General features: G+C 47.9%; 16 protein-coding genes. 6 read left to right on the top strand and 10 right to left on the bottom strand.

What is annotated here, in order from left to right:
- Nucleotides 1-101 precede the first annotated feature (101 nt).
- The gene (locus H6G45_RS14365) at nucleotides 102-548 is read right to left on the bottom strand and encodes a hypothetical protein (RefSeq protein ID WP_242018184.1); all 447 of its coding nucleotides are present in this window, start codon (nucleotides 546-548) and stop codon (nucleotides 102-104) included.
- A 40-nt stretch (nucleotides 549-588) separates the two neighbouring features.
- Here H6G45_RS14365 and psb29 point away from each other — a divergent pair, with 40 nt between their 5' ends.
- Together psb29 and H6G45_RS14375 are read left to right on the top strand one after the other, a co-directional pair.
- Complete coding sequence (psb29, locus tag H6G45_RS14370; protein ID WP_190599091.1) at nucleotides 589-1,311, top strand: photosystem II biogenesis protein Psp29; 723 nt, start codon at nucleotides 589-591, stop codon at nucleotides 1,309-1,311.
- Nucleotides 1,312-1,343: 32 nt separating this feature from the next.
- On the top strand, nucleotides 1,344-2,267 hold the full coding sequence (locus H6G45_RS14375) for an NAD(+) kinase (RefSeq protein WP_190599092.1): 924 nt from the start codon (nucleotides 1,344-1,346) through the stop codon (nucleotides 2,265-2,267).
- Nucleotides 2,268-2,569: 302 nt separating this feature from the next.
- On the opposite strand, the gene H6G45_RS14380 is transcribed toward H6G45_RS14375, so the two are convergent.
- The 3 genes from H6G45_RS14380 to H6G45_RS14390 form a co-directional block, all read right to left on the bottom strand.
- Nucleotides 2,570-2,902, bottom strand: coding sequence for a hypothetical protein (locus H6G45_RS14380; RefSeq protein ID WP_190599093.1), 333 nt, complete (start codon nucleotides 2,900-2,902; stop codon nucleotides 2,570-2,572).
- Between the two features lie 85 nt (nucleotides 2,903-2,987).
- Entirely contained in the window at nucleotides 2,988-4,112 is a 1,125-nt protein-coding gene (locus tag H6G45_RS14385) for a sodium-dependent bicarbonate transport family permease (RefSeq protein WP_190599094.1), read from the bottom strand.
- A 429-nt stretch (nucleotides 4,113-4,541) separates the two neighbouring features.
- Nucleotides 4,542-4,784 carry a hypothetical protein gene (locus H6G45_RS14390; RefSeq protein WP_190599095.1) on the bottom strand — a complete coding sequence of 81 codons (243 nt, stop codon included), beginning with the start codon at nucleotides 4,782-4,784 and terminating at the stop codon, nucleotides 4,542-4,544.
- Between the two features lie 542 nt (nucleotides 4,785-5,326).
- Between H6G45_RS14390 and psbP the strand changes: the two genes are divergently transcribed.
- Nucleotides 5,327-5,893, top strand: coding sequence for a photosystem II reaction center PsbP (gene psbP, locus H6G45_RS14395; protein ID WP_190599096.1), 567 nt, complete (start codon nucleotides 5,327-5,329; stop codon nucleotides 5,891-5,893).
- A gap of 7 nt (nucleotides 5,894-5,900) precedes the next feature.
- On the opposite strand, the gene H6G45_RS14400 is transcribed toward psbP, so the two are convergent.
- The 6 genes from H6G45_RS14400 to hpnH form a co-directional block, all read right to left on the bottom strand.
- The gene (locus H6G45_RS14400) at nucleotides 5,901-6,893 is read right to left on the bottom strand and encodes a beta-ketoacyl-ACP synthase III (protein ID WP_190599097.1); all 993 of its coding nucleotides are present in this window, start codon (nucleotides 6,891-6,893) and stop codon (nucleotides 5,901-5,903) included.
- 94 nt (nucleotides 6,894-6,987) lie between these two features.
- Nucleotides 6,988-8,034 (bottom strand): phosphate acyltransferase PlsX, encoded by a 1,047-nt coding sequence (plsX, locus tag H6G45_RS14405; RefSeq protein WP_190599098.1) that lies wholly within the window; start codon nucleotides 8,032-8,034, stop codon nucleotides 6,988-6,990.
- A 71-nt stretch (nucleotides 8,035-8,105) separates the two neighbouring features.
- The gene (locus H6G45_RS14410; protein WP_190599099.1) at nucleotides 8,106-8,549 is read right to left on the bottom strand and encodes a bacteriohemerythrin; all 444 of its coding nucleotides are present in this window, start codon (nucleotides 8,547-8,549) and stop codon (nucleotides 8,106-8,108) included.
- Nucleotides 8,550-8,621: 72 nt separating this feature from the next.
- Complete coding sequence (locus tag H6G45_RS14415; protein WP_190599100.1) at nucleotides 8,622-9,956, bottom strand: TrkH family potassium uptake protein; 1,335 nt, start codon at nucleotides 9,954-9,956, stop codon at nucleotides 8,622-8,624.
- Nucleotides 9,953-11,122: a glycosyltransferase family 4 protein gene (locus H6G45_RS14420; protein ID WP_190599101.1), complete on the bottom strand. Its 1,170-nt coding sequence runs from the start codon at nucleotides 11,120-11,122 to the stop codon at nucleotides 9,953-9,955. Before H6G45_RS14420 ends, H6G45_RS14415 begins: the two co-directional genes overlap by 4 nt.
- Nucleotides 11,123-11,240: 118 nt before the next feature.
- The gene (gene hpnH / locus H6G45_RS14425) at nucleotides 11,241-12,323 is read right to left on the bottom strand and encodes an adenosyl-hopene transferase HpnH (protein WP_347338272.1); all 1,083 of its coding nucleotides are present in this window, start codon (nucleotides 12,321-12,323) and stop codon (nucleotides 11,241-11,243) included.
- A 377-nt stretch (nucleotides 12,324-12,700) separates the two neighbouring features.
- On the opposite strand from hpnH, the gene H6G45_RS14430 reads away from it, so the two are divergent.
- Genes H6G45_RS14430 through H6G45_RS14440 form a run of 3 tightly spaced genes read left to right on the top strand, consistent with a single transcriptional unit; the run spans nucleotide 12,701 to nucleotide 15,447 of the window.
- Nucleotides 12,701-14,809, top strand: a complete 2,109-nt coding sequence (locus H6G45_RS14430) for a DNA phosphorothioation-associated putative methyltransferase (RefSeq protein WP_190599103.1) — start codon at nucleotides 12,701-12,703, stop codon at nucleotides 14,807-14,809.
- A 42-nt stretch (nucleotides 14,810-14,851) separates the two neighbouring features.
- Nucleotides 14,852-15,106, top strand: coding sequence for a DUF433 domain-containing protein (locus H6G45_RS14435; protein WP_190599104.1), 255 nt, complete (start codon nucleotides 14,852-14,854; stop codon nucleotides 15,104-15,106).
- Entirely contained in the window at nucleotides 15,103-15,447 is a 345-nt protein-coding gene (locus H6G45_RS14440) for a DUF5615 family PIN-like protein (RefSeq protein ID WP_190599105.1), read from the top strand. The genes H6G45_RS14435 and H6G45_RS14440 overlap by 4 nt, the downstream gene beginning before the upstream one ends.
- The last annotated feature ends 63 nt before the right edge of the window (nucleotides 15,448-15,510 follow it).

Genomic DNA, 15,510 nt, shown 5'->3' on the forward strand with positions numbered 1-15,510 from the left:
GTATCTTGGTATTCTTCCAGGAGGGCCAAAATATCCGCTAACTGTGTTCGGTGGATTGGGCTGGGGTCAAGCTGGAATCTGGCGCACCGCGCAGCGGATCTCTACGAGATCGCAGTACGATATCGAGTTTCGATTCTAGTTCGGCGAGTTTCTCGTTCTGTAGCCTTAATTCTTTCATCCTCTGTTCGTGCCGCATCTGCTTTTCTTGCTCTAGCTTCCTCATCTCTGCGGTTTCTTTCCTCATCTCTTCGTTGTACCTCTTCAAGTCGGACAAACCCCCGTAGGATTTGATCCAAGACCACAAATGTGAAAGTAACCCCGGCGAAGCTGAGGCCTGCCCATTGGGGGATAGGGAGTTCGTAGTTTTTGAACTGGATGGTTTCATATTTGAGGGCTACTCCGGTCACAAACACCAAAATGGTGGTAATGATGGCAATAAATGCCTGGAAGTCTGGCATGGTCTTTTTCCTGGGACTGTCCCATTCTAGCAACGCCCGATGATTCATCTCCCCTAGCAACAATCCAGGTTGGCAAAGGCCGCTTAACAAGGGAAAATAGGAGATCTATCCCCCCTTTGTAATCGGCCCTGTGACTAAAATTCGCACTGTTTCTGAAGCCAAACGAAAATTTTTTACCCACTACAGCCGTCCCATTAGTTCCATCTACCGGCGTTTTGTCGAAGAGCTGCTGGTGGAAATGCATTTGCTCAGTGTGAACATTGACTTTACCTACGACCCCATTTTTGCCCTGGGCATCGTCACCTCCTTCGACAGTTTTATGCAGGGTTATCAACCGGCGGCAGAATTACCTGCTATTTTCAGTGCCCTCTGCTATGGGGTAGATCAAAATCCCGACCAAGTACGCCAGGATGCCAAAAATGTGGCCGCCAGTGCCCATCACATCGGCCTAGATGCTTGGGTAACCGCCGCTTCCAGTGACCAGACCTCCGGGGATAACTTGCTGCTCAACACCCTCACCGGGATCCACCAGCGTCATAAATTTAAATACAGTCGTCTGTTTTCTATTGGGCTTTACACTTTGTTGGCTGACCAAGACCCAGAGGTGAAGGACAATGATGAAAAACGTCAGGACTATCTCACCAAATTATCGGAACTGTTGGATTTGTCCCTCGATAAAGTGGTCAAGGATTTAGACTTGTACCGTAGCAACCTGGAAAAAGTTGACCAACTACTCAAGGTGTTGGAAGATGCGGCCGAAGCAGAACGGAAGAAAAAAGAAAAACAAGCCGCTGCTACGACTCCGGCGATCGAGGATGCCCCGGTGACTACAGCGGAGAGTCTCGAAAGCTAGTCCAAATCTATGCCCCACTCTGAGGCCCCATTGTGGAACTGAAACAGGTGATCATTGCCCATAAAGCTGGGCACAATGAAAGCAAAACCTATGCCGAACGCTGTGCCAGGGAATTGGAGGCTAGGGGCTGTAAGGTACTGATGGGCCCCAGTGGCATCAAAGATAATCCCTATCCAGTATTTTTGGCCTCCGCCACAGAAAAAATAGACTTAGCTCTAGTTTTAGGAGGAGATGGCACTACCCTAGCAGCAGCCAGGCATTTATCCCCCGAAGGCATTCCCATTTTGTCCGTTAACGTGGGGGGACACCTGGGTTTTTTGACGGAACCCTTTGATTTGTTCCAAGATACCCAAACCGTGTGGGACCGCCTCAGTCAAGACCGTTACGCCGTTTCCCAGCGGATGATGCTAGCGGCCAGTTTATTTGAAGGCGATCGCCGGGATCCCCAGATGGTGGGGGAAACCTACTACTGCTTGAATGAAATGTGCATCAAACCGGCCAGTATTGACCGGATGCCCACAGCCATCATCGAAGTGGAAGTGGACGGGGAATTAATTGACCAATACCAATGCGACGGTCTATTGGTGGCCACTCCCACGGGCTCCACTTGTTACACGTCTTCTGCTAACGGGCCCATTTTGCACCCGGGTATGGATGCCATTGTGATTACCCCCATTTGCCCCCTAAGCTTGTCCAGCCGTCCCATTGTCATTCCCCCTGGATCCTCGGTAAATATCTGGCCTCTGGGGGATTTTGAGTTAAATACAAAATTGTGGACAGATGGCTCCCTTGCTACGGGGATTTGGCCTGGGCAACGGGTGGGAGTGTGGATGGCCCACCAAGAGGCACAATTTATCCTACTGCGGGAAAGCTATTCCTTTTATAAAACTCTGCGGGATAAGTTGCAGTGGGCTGGGGCCAGGTTTTTGTACGACGGCAACAATAAAGTCAATTGAGCTATTCCGTTGTCAAACCCAAGATTACGGCTCTGGCTTATTGCGGGCAAAGGTTAAGGTGCAATAGGAACGGGATTTTAGACCCATTTTTCTGATAATTTACCCTGCTTGTAGTCGGCTTAAATTTTATCTATGGTTTGGGGGTTTGGGTCGCACTGAAAAGATCGGAAAACATGGTGACTCTCTAAACAGTTGAAATAGAGCTACAATCTCCTGAAAAAACAAACAAAAAGCAACCGCCCAAGAACAGTTTTGTTTTGCATGCGGTTGCCGGAATAGAAACGAGCTTAGTTATCGTTAATTTAACAGCCCTCAGGCCCACAGAACGTGTGCCCATAAAGCACCTCTGCACTGCAAATGTAGATGATGCCGGCGTAATCATTAAAATACTTGGCGGCAATCCGATCAGAAATTGCTTCAGCCATTTCCCGGGTTTCAGTCAATATTTCGAACTTGATATTACCCTCGATGTCGGAAGTGTTAGGTTGACCCGACGAGCGTACGTTACGGCTACCTTTGCCACCAGTATTCATTACTGTGTATCCTTTGGCGCCGGATTCGTCAATGATTTTGGCAATTTTTTTGAGCAGAATCTTTTCCGTGACGATGACGAGCTTATTCGCTGGTTTAGCCATTTTGTTTATCTCCTAGAAGTATGTAAGTTAATCTTTTTGGTCTGTTAGGTCAAGGGATTACTGACAGACCACAATCTGTTGGGGATTAACCTGCACCAAGGGTCTGGGCAAGCCCAATGAAAAGCGGTATACACACGCCAATGGCAATGGGAGTACCAATCGCAGTGGATGAACCGATATAGGCAGAGGGATTGGCAGACGGGATACCAGCTCGCAAGGTAGGGGGGCCGGAGATATCAGAACTAGAGGCGGCGATGACTGCTAAAACTACCACACCGCCGAGGCTGAATCCTGTAGTGTAGTGGGCAACCATACCAAGACCGAAGGCAATAAAACCGTGCACTATCGGGGCTATCAGGCTATAGACCACATACCATTGAGCTACTTTACGTAGTTCGCCAAGCCTTGACCAAGCCTCCATCCCCATAATGAGCATCAAAATTGAAAGCAAGCCGCGGAAGAAAGGAGAGTAGAAGCTTTCATAGACACTTTCCGGCTTGGTAAATATGCCAAGGGCAAGGCCCAACAACATCGCTGATAAAGCAGGCCCCTGGAGACTTTCCTGGATGATCGGCCAGATCTTGACCCGATTATCCTCCGGTTCCTGCTGGCTCAAATATTCCTGGCGGGTGCGGGGATAATCCGGCTGATCGGTATAATCCCCTGCGGCAACGGGCTGTTTGCTGAAAGACTCCTCGATGCTGGCGCCGGCGGACTTACGCTTTTGCTTATTGAGATAAATATTAGCCACGACGATCGCCGTTACCAGGGCAGGAATATCCATAAAAGGATAGAGGGCACCGGCCCAAGCTTCGTAGGAAATTTTTGATTCTTCCAACGTAGTGAGGGCGGCGGCCATGGTAGAGCCACTCACCGCACCAAACAACCCTCCGGTGGCCAGGGCATCCACGGTTTTGACATTAGGCAGTTTAGCCAGGGTAAAACGGGCGATAAATACAATAAGAATTCCTAATATGACAGAGAACACCATGGGTAGGATCATTTCTGTCAAATTGGAGTTACGGATCGCGATACCCCCGGTCAGGCCAATCTTGGTGAGGAGCATAAAGACGATGATCGTAGAAATCGCCTCTGGAATTACCAATTGGGTGCCAAGGGCGGCAATAACCATCCCCCCAATCAAAAAGGCGAGGGTCGGGGACTGTAACTGCCCCACGAAGTCCATCAAGAAATTGGACAAAAAATCCATAATGTAAATTGTCTCCTTGGTTGAAATTTATGGGGATTGGGGTAGCAAAGCTTGGCCCCGAATCCTCGGTAGCTGGCTTGATACACCTGGGAGAGTAATGAATAATTCTCCCCCCACTAACATCGGCATTTCGATGCGTTGTGTGCTAGAAAAACATGGCTGTTTCACAGGAACCTGCATAGACCATAGTCTATTGAGACAAAAATATCTATGCTTCCAAATCTATAAGCTAAAGTCTATACTTAAAGCTGCCCAATTTTGCGACTGTCCTCATGGATCTGTTAAATAATTTTAAATTTGAATGATAAGTTTTACTATTATTTGGCGATCGCCGCTTTCCTGGGACTCCATGGTGAGTAATAATTTTGCTCGATGGCGTTCTATGGGTTAGTCAATGCAGCAAATTTTCAACTATTTAAACTATTGAGGCTAGTCGACCTGCAAAGGGGGCGATTCCTTGACTGGCGGGGATTCCGGCGAGGGGCCATGGCCAGCAACATTGACCCAAACCACGGACAGCAGTAAACCAACACCACAACCCAGTAAAAAGAGCCAAGCGTGGGAAGGCTCTAGGACAAATAGAAGGCGGCGGCTTTTATCATACACATGAATTATCCAGCCACCATTGTTATCTATCTTTGGTTCTGATTGTCTCGATTCAAACTTATTCATGGTCTTCATTCCATGGTGATGGTCGGCATCGGCCTAAGTCCAGTGAAATTTATTGAAGAAAAATCACTGAAAGTATCTCTGGACAAAGCAAATAGCGGTCTCAGTATGGGGCTAGCAATCCGCTCTAACCTCAAATTGCCTTTATTTAATGGATAGAAATAAGACTATTTCTACGGAAAAAACTATAATTCTAAGTTTATGCAATATCCGGCTCACAAGCAGTATTTTTGACGGAGAATGTCCTCAAACTTGTCGAACCTTTTAATAAGTTAAATTTATATTTTCGACCCGTTGGGCGGTGCTCCAGCCGCCTCTGCCGTGAATTTGCCGATTGTAACCTCAACAACTTCCTCTGGATTGGGAAGGAAATAGACTGGCATGGCATTTGCTCTCACGCCCCACCTTGGAGCAGTTACCATGGTCCATTCTTGGCTTTTTTTTGATGCGGGAACATTTAGCCCCTAGTTTCTGGCCAACCATTGGAGGTTTAATGGGTAAGGGAAGGTAATTTTGCCTTCCGGCCCAGTTCTTCCCCTTCTCCCATGTTGAAAAAGTCCCTATCCACTGCTGTAGTCCTGGTAATTTTACTACTGAGCTTTACCCTCACCGCCTGTGGAGGAGTAGGCATTGCCAGTTTGCAACGCTACAGTGACACCAAAGATGGTTATGAGTTTCTGTATCCCAATGGTTGGATTGGGGTGGACGTCAAAGGAGCTTCCCCTGGGGTGGATGTGGTGTTCCGGGATTTGATTGAGCGGGATGAAAATTTGAGTGTGATTATTAGTGAAATTCCCAGCGATAAAACCCTGACGGATTTGGGCACAGCCACCGATGTGGGCTACCGCTTTATGAAAACGGTCAATGAGGCTGCCCAAGGCGATCGCCAGGCGGAATTAATCACGGCGGAAGAAAGGGATGAAGACGGTCAGGTTTATTACACTCTGGAGTACCGAGTGTTGGTGGGGGACAATGTGGAACGCCATGATTTGGCCAGTGTGACCACTAACCGGGGTAAGTTAATCACGTTTGATTTATCCACGGCGGAGGACCGCTGGGATACGGTGAAAAATTTGTTTGACACGGTGGCCAGTTCCTTCCACGTCTACTAATTCTCCCTTACCACCGCACGACGCTGGCGGCCCAGGTTAAGCCGGCCCCAAAGCCGGCCAGGGCGATTAGGTCTCCCTCTTTAATTTTCCCCTCCCGCACCGCTTGGTCCAAAGCCAGAGGTATGGAAGCTGCTGAGGTGTTGCCATAATTGCCCACATTACTGATCATCTTCTCCGATGGAATAGCCAGGCGATCGCCAACGGCGTCCATAATGCGTTGATTGGCTTGGTGGAGGATGACCCAGTCTAGGTCAGCGGTAGTTAGTTCAGCTTTAAACAGTACTTTTTCGATAATTTCCGGCACCTTAGCCACGGCAAAACGGTACACTTCCCGGCCGTTCATGGTGATGGGTTGATAGGTGCCCTGGGCAACGGTTTTTCCTGCTGTTAAAGGTTGGGGCACTGCTTGGTAAGGCAAATTGAGACAGCCATTGCCACTGCCATCGGTGTACATTTCAAAGGCGAGCAAATTGTCCTGGGCTTGCCGTTGCAACACCACCGCCCCGGCCCCATCACCGAATAACACACAGGTGGTGCGGTCAGACCAATCAACCCAACGGGAAAGTACGTCCCCTCCCACTAGTAAAACCCGTTGGTAAACGCCGGTGCGCAAAAATTGGGCCGCCACATTGAGCCCGACCACAAACCCAGAACAGGCCGCCGTGACGTCAAACGCAAAGGCCCTGGTAGCCCCCAATCCCCCCTGAATTTGGGCCGCACTGCCAAATAAATCATCGGGGGTGGAGGTGGCCAGAATAATTAAATCCAGATCATCTGGTTGTAAACCTGCCATGGCCAGAGCTTTTTGACCAGCCTTAACCCCCAAACTGGCCAGATTTTCGTCAGCTGAACAAATGTAGCGTTGGCGCATCCCCGTGCGGGACTGGATCCACTCGTCGGAAGTCTCAACAATGTTGCTCAGGTCTTGATTTGTCAAACTCTGGTCGGCGATTGCCGTGCCACTGCCAATAATTTTGAGGCCACTGCCAAGGGTATTCAAAAGTCCTGACTCCCGCTGATGTCATGGTGAGCGATTACAGGCTTAAAGCATAGGACAAAGCTGGCCCCTGAGTCACTATGGCCAGAGGGAGTTTCTAGATATTCTGTAATTCTTCTGTTTTTTGCCGTTCCATCAACAGGGAGGTGGAACTGTTAATGCGGACAGAAACTTGATTATCGACGGCTTCCTTGGCCAGACGAATGGCATTAAAAATGGAGCCACTGCGGGAACTGCCATGGCTGATCAAGCAAATACCATCAACCCCAAACAGTAATGCTCCACCATGTTCGGCGTGGTCCACCCGCTGTTTAATGCGTTTGAGGTTAGGGGCTAGCAACGCGGTGCCTAATTTTCCTCGCCATCCCTGGGGCAATTCCTCCTTAACGATGTTGAGCAAAATCTCCCCCACTGCTTCGGCAAACTTGAGCACAATGTTGCCCACAAAACCGTCACAGACAATTACGTCAAAATTGCCAGAGAGCACGTCCCGCCCCTCCGCATTACCCACAAAAGGGATTTCCGGATTGCTTTTGAGCAGTTCATGGGTTTGCAGGGCAAGGGTGTTGCCTTTGGTGGGTTCTTCCCCAATGTTCAGCAGACCTACTTTCGGCTCCGGCACCCCCAACACATACTGGCTATACACTGTCCCCATCAGGGCAAATTGCTCTAAATATTTAGGGCGACAGTCCACATTGGCCCCCACGTCCAGCACAATCACCGATTTGCCGGGAATCATGGTGGGAAACACCGTGCCGATCGCCGGTCGGTCAATGCCTTTTAAGCGTCCCAACCGCAACAGGGCCGAGGCCATGGCCGCCCCGGAATGCCCAGCGGACACCACCGCATCGGCCTGTTTTTCCTTGACCAAATTCATGGCCACATTAATAGAAGCTTTAGGTTTGCGGCGCACCACCACCGCATCTTCTTCCATTTCCACCACCCCCTCCGCATCCACAATGGTCAGGTTTAGTCCCTGATGGGGATGGCGAGCTAAGCAATCCTCAATGGCCTGGCGATCGCCTACCAGGAAAATATCCACATCTAATTCTTGAGTCGCCCGGATAGCACCGATAACAATCTCTTCGGGGGCATAGTCACCGCCCATTGCGTCTAAAGCAATTTTCGCCCGCGTTACAGCCATTGATCACAACCCATTGAATCTCAAAAATTGTAGCAGACCGCCCGGTTAAGCAGAACTTTTCCCCCATCTGTCTAGTTAACTGGACCGATAACCTGGGCTTGTTTTTCCTTGAGGGCTCGGCGCACAAAATGAATCATCTTAATATCGTTTTCCTGGATGTGATGCCTAAGCCAATCGGCCAGGAAGCTAGACAAATCAAAAAACACCGCCAACACACTTTCTGAGTGCCGCAAACGAAATTGTAAATCCATCACCTGTTTAGTTAACTTCTCATGGATGGTGCGATGCTCAAACAGATGAGGGTAATCCAAACTCCGCATCAGTTCTTCTTCACAGCGGAAATGAAACTCGGTATATTCCAGCAAATCCGCCAACAATAAACTCAGTTCTTCCTTGGCAATGGATTTTTGCAAAGACTCGTCCAAGGTATTGATCAGGGCAAACAGATGTCGATGCTGTAAGTCAATTAACTCGTAACCACAGGCCAGATCTTCAGACCAAACGGCGATGCCCATGGCACTACCCTCGTTAGCTCTATATCTCCCATTGTAGTAGTAAAATTCCATCAACCTGGAGGATAAAGCCCATTAGCCCACCAGCAAATTTTCCTCCGGGTATTTGATCAAACTTGGCTTGGGATCCCCCACGATCGCCGCCATTAGAATGGTGATGCCCACCCGGCCAATGAACATGGTGACGATTAATACCAGTTGGGAAAGAGGTTTTAACTCCGGGGTAATACCCAGGGAAAGGCCTACCGTGGCAAAGGCCGACACCGCTTCAAAGGCGAGGGCAACTGTTTCCTGGCCTGATTCTAGGAAAACTAGCAAACTCACGCTAGAAATGACCGTCATCACCGAACCAAACACCACGGCGATCGCCTTGAGAATTAACTGGGGCGGAATACAGCGGCCATGAATGATTACCCTTTCCTGGCCCCGCAGAGCTGAACGGGTACAGTTAGCCAAAATAGCAAAGGTAGTGGTCTTAATACCTCCCCCAGTGCCACTGGGACTAGCGCCAATAAACATCAACAACATCACCAGCACCAAACTCGTGGAACTAAGGTCATTCAAATCAATGGTGTTAAAGCCCGCCGTCCGGGTGGTCACCGATTGGAACCAGGCGATCAGCAAACGGTCCTGGAGGGAAAACTGAGCTAAAGCCCGATTGCCCTGGGCTTCCAAAATCAGAATGCCGAAAAAGCCCAACAACAAGAGAAAAATGGTCACCCGCACCACCACCCGCAGATTGAGGGAAAAGGCAAACCGCCGTTGGGAATTTTTGACTTTGCGCACCACCCAAAAATAGGCCTCAATAATGACCTGGTAGCCAATGCCACCAAAAATAATCAGAGCGGAAACCGCCAAGTTAAGGGGAAGGGAGCTTTGATAGCCAATCAAACCGTCGGAAAACAGGCTAAAACCAGCATTATTAAAAGCGCTGATGCTGTGGAAAACGGCATACCAGAGGGCCCTGATGGGAGGGTAATCCTGGACGAAAACGCCAAAAAGAATAATCGCGCCAGTAATTTCAAAAATTAACGTGGTAGCAATGACGGATTTAATTAAATTATTACTGCCCTGGGCAAAACGATGGTCGAAGGATTCTTGGATGGCAAATCGTTGTTGTAAGTCAAATTTGCGCCCAATCAAAATCATCAAAAAAGTGGTCAGGGTCATATAGCCCAGCCCCCCCAATTGGGCCAGCAACATGACAGTCAATTCTCCCCAAAAGGAAAAGTATTTGCTCACATCCACCACACTGAGCCCCGTCACACAAACAGCGGAAGTGGACGTAAACAAGGCCACCAAGGGACTGCCCCATTCCCCGGTACTGGTGGCAAAGGGCATCAGCAACAGTAATGCCCCCCCGGCGATCGCCGCAATGAAACCAAGGCAAATGGTACGGGAAATAGTCATTCCAGCAGATAAAAATAAGAACTTAAGTTCGCAGAATGGGCTTGGTGGGGCACCACAGTTTTATAGAGAGATTCCAGTTGCACCATATTGGCCGCAAAGGTGTAGCGCTCCAGCACCCTTTCCCTTGCCTTGCGCCCTAACAGTTCCGTGATCTCTGGATGGTCCCGTAGTAAAGGCAAAAGAATTTTTAGCTGGGCCGTCACCCCTTGGGTTTTGAGCACAATACCCGCTCCATTTTCAAGCACTTCCCCATCCGCTCCGGCATCGGTGGCCAGACAGGCCGTGCCACAGGCCATGGCTTCCAATAAAGACAGGGATAAACCCTCCACCAGGGAAGGCAAAATAAAGGCATCGGCGGCCCGCAACAGTTGAATCCTGGTCAACTCATCGGCCACAAATCCCAACCAATGCACCCCCATTTCTGGGCCATAGTGGGTTTGTAGGGTCGATTTTAAAATGCCGTCCCCCACCATCAGCAGTTTGCAATGGGGCCCCATGTCGGAAAACTTCCAACCCTTGAGGAGAGCTTCCACATTTTTTTCCGGGGCGATGCGTCCCAGATAGATAAATAACCGTTCTGCTTGGTACTGTTTTTTCAGGTCATTTTCCCCCGGACAATAGCGCTCCACCGCCACCCCATTGGGGATGATGGCCAGGCGCTGCCGGGGCACCCCCAACTTGAGTAGAAGGTTCCGCTGCAGCCGAGAAAAGACGATTACTTTATCGTACTGGGCCAAGGAGGGGGCATAGAGTTGGTAGGTCAAAAACTGGGTACTGGAAGAAAAATTGCGTAGCTTACTATCAAAGGGGGGATGGAAGGTGGCAATCAGGGGTAAACCCAATTCTTCACAAATTTCCGGTAAACGAAAATCCAGAGGGGAAAGGGTCAAAGAAGCGTGCACCAGGTCGGGCTTTAACTTGGCTAGCGCGTCGGCCAAAACCCGGCTAGAGCGGGGGGTGGGGATAGTATAAATGGTTGACTTAAACAGAAACGGCAAAGCCACTTCAGCGCAACCACTTTCCGCCAGGGACTCCCCCTCCTCCTCCTGGGCAAAATGCAAAAAGCTGACCTGATGGCCCCGGTCTAGTAATGCATTGGTGACTTCCCGACCGTAGGTTACATTGCCGCAAAAGGGCGTTTTTTTTCCTAACCAAGCAATATGCATGCAGATAACCAGACCGTGAACGAAACCGTGCCAATCAGGGCATTGTAAACTTTGGCATTCTCAAAATTTCTTCGCCAATCATAGGGGATCTTTGGGCTTCTGGCGATGACATCGGACCCTAGGCACTGATCAAACTCCCCATGGCCCGACCCATATTGGCGGGGTGGAGAGCATCGAGGGCGGCGGTGGGTTCATAACCGCAATGGACCATGCAATCTTGGCATTGGGGATTGTTACTTTTGGGGCCGTAGTTTTCCCATGTCGTTTCTTCCAGTAGTTCTTGGAAACTTTGGTAATAACCTTCGTTGAGCAGGTAGCAGGGTTTTTGCCAACCGAGCACGCTGTAGCTAGGGCTACCCCAGGGGGTGCAATCGTAATCCTTTTCTCCCATGAGAAAGTCCAAGAATAGGGGGTTATGGTTAAAGTTCCAAGCTTTTTTGCCTTTATTCCAGGGGGCTAATAGCTCTCGGAACAGGGCTTTGGTCTGATCCCGCTTGAGGAAATGGTCTTGGTCCGGTGCCCACTCATAGCTGTAGCCAGGGGAAATCATCATACCGTCAATGCCCAGGGTTTGCAGATAGTCAAAAAATGCCTGCATTTCTGCCACGTTGGCTCCTTCAAACACGGTGGTGTTGGTGGTGACCCGGAATCCCTTGGCCTTAGCCGCTTTAATGGCCGCAACCGCTTTGTCAAATACTCCCTGGCGATCGACACATTTGTCGTGGTGCTCCCTGGGGCCATCGAGATGGACGCTGAAAGTCAGGTAGGGGGAAGGCTGAAATTTATCGAGGCTTTTTTCCAGCAAAATCGCATTGGTACAAAGATAGATGAACTTCCGGCGGGCCACCAAGCCCCGGACAATTTCATCAATCTGGGGATGGAGCAGAGGTTCACCGCCGGGGATCGATACCACCGGGGCACCACATTCCTCCACGGCCCGAAAACAGTCTTCTGGGGAAAGATTTTGCTTAAGAATTTCCGTGGGATGTTGAATTTTTCCACAGCCTTGGCAGGCTAGGTTACAGCGGAATAGGGGTTCCAGCATTAGCACTAGGGGAAAGCGCTTTTTGCCCTGGAGCCGCTGGCCAACAATGTAGCTACCCACTACTAGAGCTTGCTTAAGGGATACAGCCATGATTTTTTCACACCACTTGAATTTCTGATTGTTACCAAAAAGTATGACACGGGAAAACCCTGCCATTTAGGGCCGGGATGGGTCAACTGAGTTTAACTCTGATTTTAATGACAAAGTACGGACACGGGCATAGCAGTTAGGAGAGAAATCTCTTGCCGTTAATGGTGGAATGACCCCTCAGGGGGGAGAATTACCTGCTAGATAGCTCAGATCTCTGAAGATTTGCGATCATAACTCTGCTTTATGATTAACGAACATTAGCAATCATTGGCATTAATTTTATGGAATTGCTTTATCACCATTTATTACAAGACAATTTATATAGTTTTCAAAAATTTTTACAATCGACCCTATTTTCTAAACAGTTTATCATTTCAGTTTGTCGTTTAAATCGTAACTGACTATTAGAGTTAAAATCATACTTGTCGCGACTGGAAGATCCAATGACTAATATTAATGAATTTGTCAACATCAAAATTGAATTAAGAGATCTGAATATTGGCAAGCGTTTACCCAATGATATTTATATTCATCACTCTACAATTTTGCATTTACCGTCGACAATACAACAATATGAAAGCCTTGCTCGACAAATTTTTGATGAAAATTATCAATCTAAACTAAATCAAAATTTACAGTTTACACTGATTAAATTTAATCTTAATGAGCCAAAAATTTCTTATCTTGATTACCCCAATTTTGATTTAGATGCCCATCCGGCTTTGCAACAAAGTACGCAGATAAATTTAGAGTTGAATAATTGCCAAGTTCGCCATTACGGGGAGAATCCTCCCATCCTGCACCGTAAGGAAACCTTTGTTTGTGCTGATTATCCTTTATATGAAACCTTTGTTGCGTTAACTCAGGCAGAGGAAAAACTCGGTTTATTAGCTAATTCTCGTCAGATCGGTCACCGTCAGCAGTGGGAGAAACGACTGCAACAGTTTCGGGTCAGGATTGAAGACCATAATTTGATTGAGATTAAGGAATCTGCCCATCAATCTCCTAAAATTGACCGTCACAAAGCCGCTATTGTTCGGCGGCAGATGTCTCGCCCGGTGCGATCGCTGTTTGACGCTGACCTGCTGAGCCAGGGGATGACCTTTTTTGACTATGGTTGCGGGCATGGGGAAGATCTTAAATTTGTTGCACAAAGAGGCTTTCAGGTAGATGGTTGGGATCCATTTTATAAACCTGATGGCCGTCCTTCCGGGGACTGTAAACTTGCGGATGTGGTCAATCTGGGTTATGTGATTAATGTCATTGAAAATCCAGCGGAAAGACGGGAAGCGTTAGTCCAAGCATGGGAACTGGCCCAAAAAATATTGGTGGTCTCGGCTCAGGTGTTAATTGCAGATGGGGGGAATGGTCATATTGCCTATGGTGATGGGGTGATTACCAGCCGCAATACGTTTCAGAAATATTATGACCAAGAAGAACTGAAGCTTTATATTGATCATGTTTTAGGGGTTGATGCTATTCCGGTGGCATTGGGAATTTACTTTGTCTTTCGGGATGAGTCTCAGGCAGAAACTTTCCGAGCTTCCCGTTTTCGTTCACGGGCAACCACGCCCCGCATTCGCCTATCAGTGAAGCGATTTGAGGATTATCAAGAACTTTTGCAACCTTTGATGGCTTTTTTAACAGAACGGGGGCGTTTGCCGAAGAAAGGGGAATTAGCGGCGGAAGCAGAAATTTGTGCTGAGTTTAAGACCTTAACCCGTGCCTTTAAGGTCATTGAGCAGGCAACGGACACTGAAGATTGGCAACGGATTACAGAGCAACGCCAACAGGATATTCAGATTTATTTGGCTTTATCTCACTTTGCGAAACGCCCTCGCTTTAGTCAGTTGGATGAGACTCTGCAAACGGATATCAAGGTGTTGTTTGGCACTTACAAGGAGGCTTGTTTGCTCTCAGATCGGATGCTGTTTAGTCTGGGGGATATGGAAAATTTAGCGGCGATCTCGCAGAGATCCGCTTCGCGGTGCGCCGAAAAGAGTCCCATCGGCATTTGCTCAAAGAAGGCGTTAGTAGTTCATATTAGTGCTCTGGATGCCCTTGATCCGCTGTTACGGTTATACGAAGGTTGTGCGAGCCGGACGGTGGGGCGATTAGAGAATGTAACCTTAGTGCGGTTTTATCTTCATGAGCCGAAAATTGCTTATATTTTCTGTCCAGATTTTGATACGAATCCCCATCCCCGTTGGCAGATGATGATGCAGATTGGTTTGCAGGATTTACAGGTTCGGTATAAAGAATATGATCCAGATTATGCGCCAGTGGTCCATTGCAAGGATCGATTGGTAGGGAAGGAATATCCTCTATTTGATAAGTTTGCTAAGTTATCGCAACAGGAAGAGGATTGGGGGTTACTGGATAATTGGTCAGAAATTCAACTGTGGCCGGGATGGCAAAGGACGTTACGGGAGATGGGAGTGGAATTTAAAGGGCATCGGTTGGTATGGCGTTCTGACGCTGATCCCTATACGCAGAAAATCATTAAAGCCCGTATTCGTAACCAGCAACGACAACGCCAAAACCTTTCCTAAGCCATAGAATGAGAATAACAGTCCACCATTTAATCTAAAATAATGCTACAAAACTTAGACCGCATCACGTTTGATCTTCAGATTATGGGAGGAAAGGCCTGTATTCGCGGAATGCGTGTGCCTGTTTCATTAGTCTTGAATTTGTTGGCAAATGGTAAAACACCAAAGGAAATCATTGATGATTATCCTTATTTAGAACAAGAAGATATTCAACAATCGATCCTTTATGCAGCTTGGTTAAGCCAGGATAAGATTATTCCTTTGCCCCAAAAAAGAGAGAGAGAAACCGCTTCATGAAGTTTCTGGCTGATATGGGAATTTCACCTAAAACAGTTCAGTGGTTAATTGATCAGGGGTATGATGCGATTCACTTATTAGATGAAGGTTTGGAAAAGCTTCCTGATGAGCAGATTTTAGAAAAAGCTCAGACTGAAAAAAGGATTATTCTAACCGTTGATCTTGATTTTGGTACATTGTTGGCGATCGCCAAAACTCCTTTTCTTAGCGTTGTTATTTTTCGTCTTAATAATGCTAGCCGAAATGTTATTGAAGCCCGCTTAAGAATTGTTTTAGAGAATTGTTTACAAGCAGAAGTGTTGAACGATAGTTATAAAGAAGGAAAAAGCCCTTTAAAATGATAGAATAAAGGGCAGAAACATTAAAACAATTGAAGCAATGATATCAAATTTTGGACATATTGT

The sequence above is a fragment of the Synechocystis sp. FACHB-383 genome, assembly GCF_014698605.1.
Lineage (GTDB): Bacteria > Cyanobacteriota > Cyanobacteriia > Cyanobacteriales > Microcystaceae > Synechocystis > Synechocystis salina.

Coding starts and splice junctions, on each gene's coding strand:
- H6G45_RS14380 (WP_190599093.1), bottom strand. CDS start 2,902: ATGGCTAAACCAGCGAATAAGCTCGTCATCGTCACGGAAAAGATTCTG.
- H6G45_RS14385 (WP_190599094.1), bottom strand. CDS start 4,112: ATGGATTTTTTGTCCAATTTCTTGATGGACTTCGTGGGGCAGTTACAG.
- H6G45_RS14390 (WP_190599095.1), bottom strand. CDS start 4,784: ATGAATAAGTTTGAATCGAGACAATCAGAACCAAAGATAGATAACAAT.
- psbP (WP_190599096.1), top strand. CDS start 5,327: ATGTTGAAAAAGTCCCTATCCACTGCTGTAGTCCTGGTAATTTTACTA.
- plsX (WP_190599098.1), bottom strand. CDS start 8,034: ATGGCTGTAACGCGGGCGAAAATTGCTTTAGACGCAATGGGCGGTGAC.
- H6G45_RS14410 (WP_190599099.1), bottom strand. CDS start 8,549: ATGGGCATCGCCGTTTGGTCTGAAGATCTGGCCTGTGGTTACGAGTTA.
- H6G45_RS14415 (WP_190599100.1), bottom strand. CDS start 9,956: ATGACTATTTCCCGTACCATTTGCCTTGGTTTCATTGCGGCGATCGCC.
- H6G45_RS14420 (WP_190599101.1), bottom strand. CDS start 11,122: ATGCATATTGCTTGGTTAGGAAAAAAAACGCCCTTTTGCGGCAATGTA.
- hpnH (WP_347338272.1), bottom strand. CDS start 12,323: ATGGCAGGGTTTTCCCGTGTCATACTTTTTGGTAACAATCAGAAATTC.
- H6G45_RS14430 (WP_190599103.1), top strand. CDS start 12,701: ATGACTAATATTAATGAATTTGTCAACATCAAAATTGAATTAAGAGAT.
- H6G45_RS14435 (WP_190599104.1), top strand. CDS start 14,852: ATGCTACAAAACTTAGACCGCATCACGTTTGATCTTCAGATTATGGGA.
- H6G45_RS14440 (WP_190599105.1), top strand. CDS start 15,103: ATGAAGTTTCTGGCTGATATGGGAATTTCACCTAAAACAGTTCAGTGG.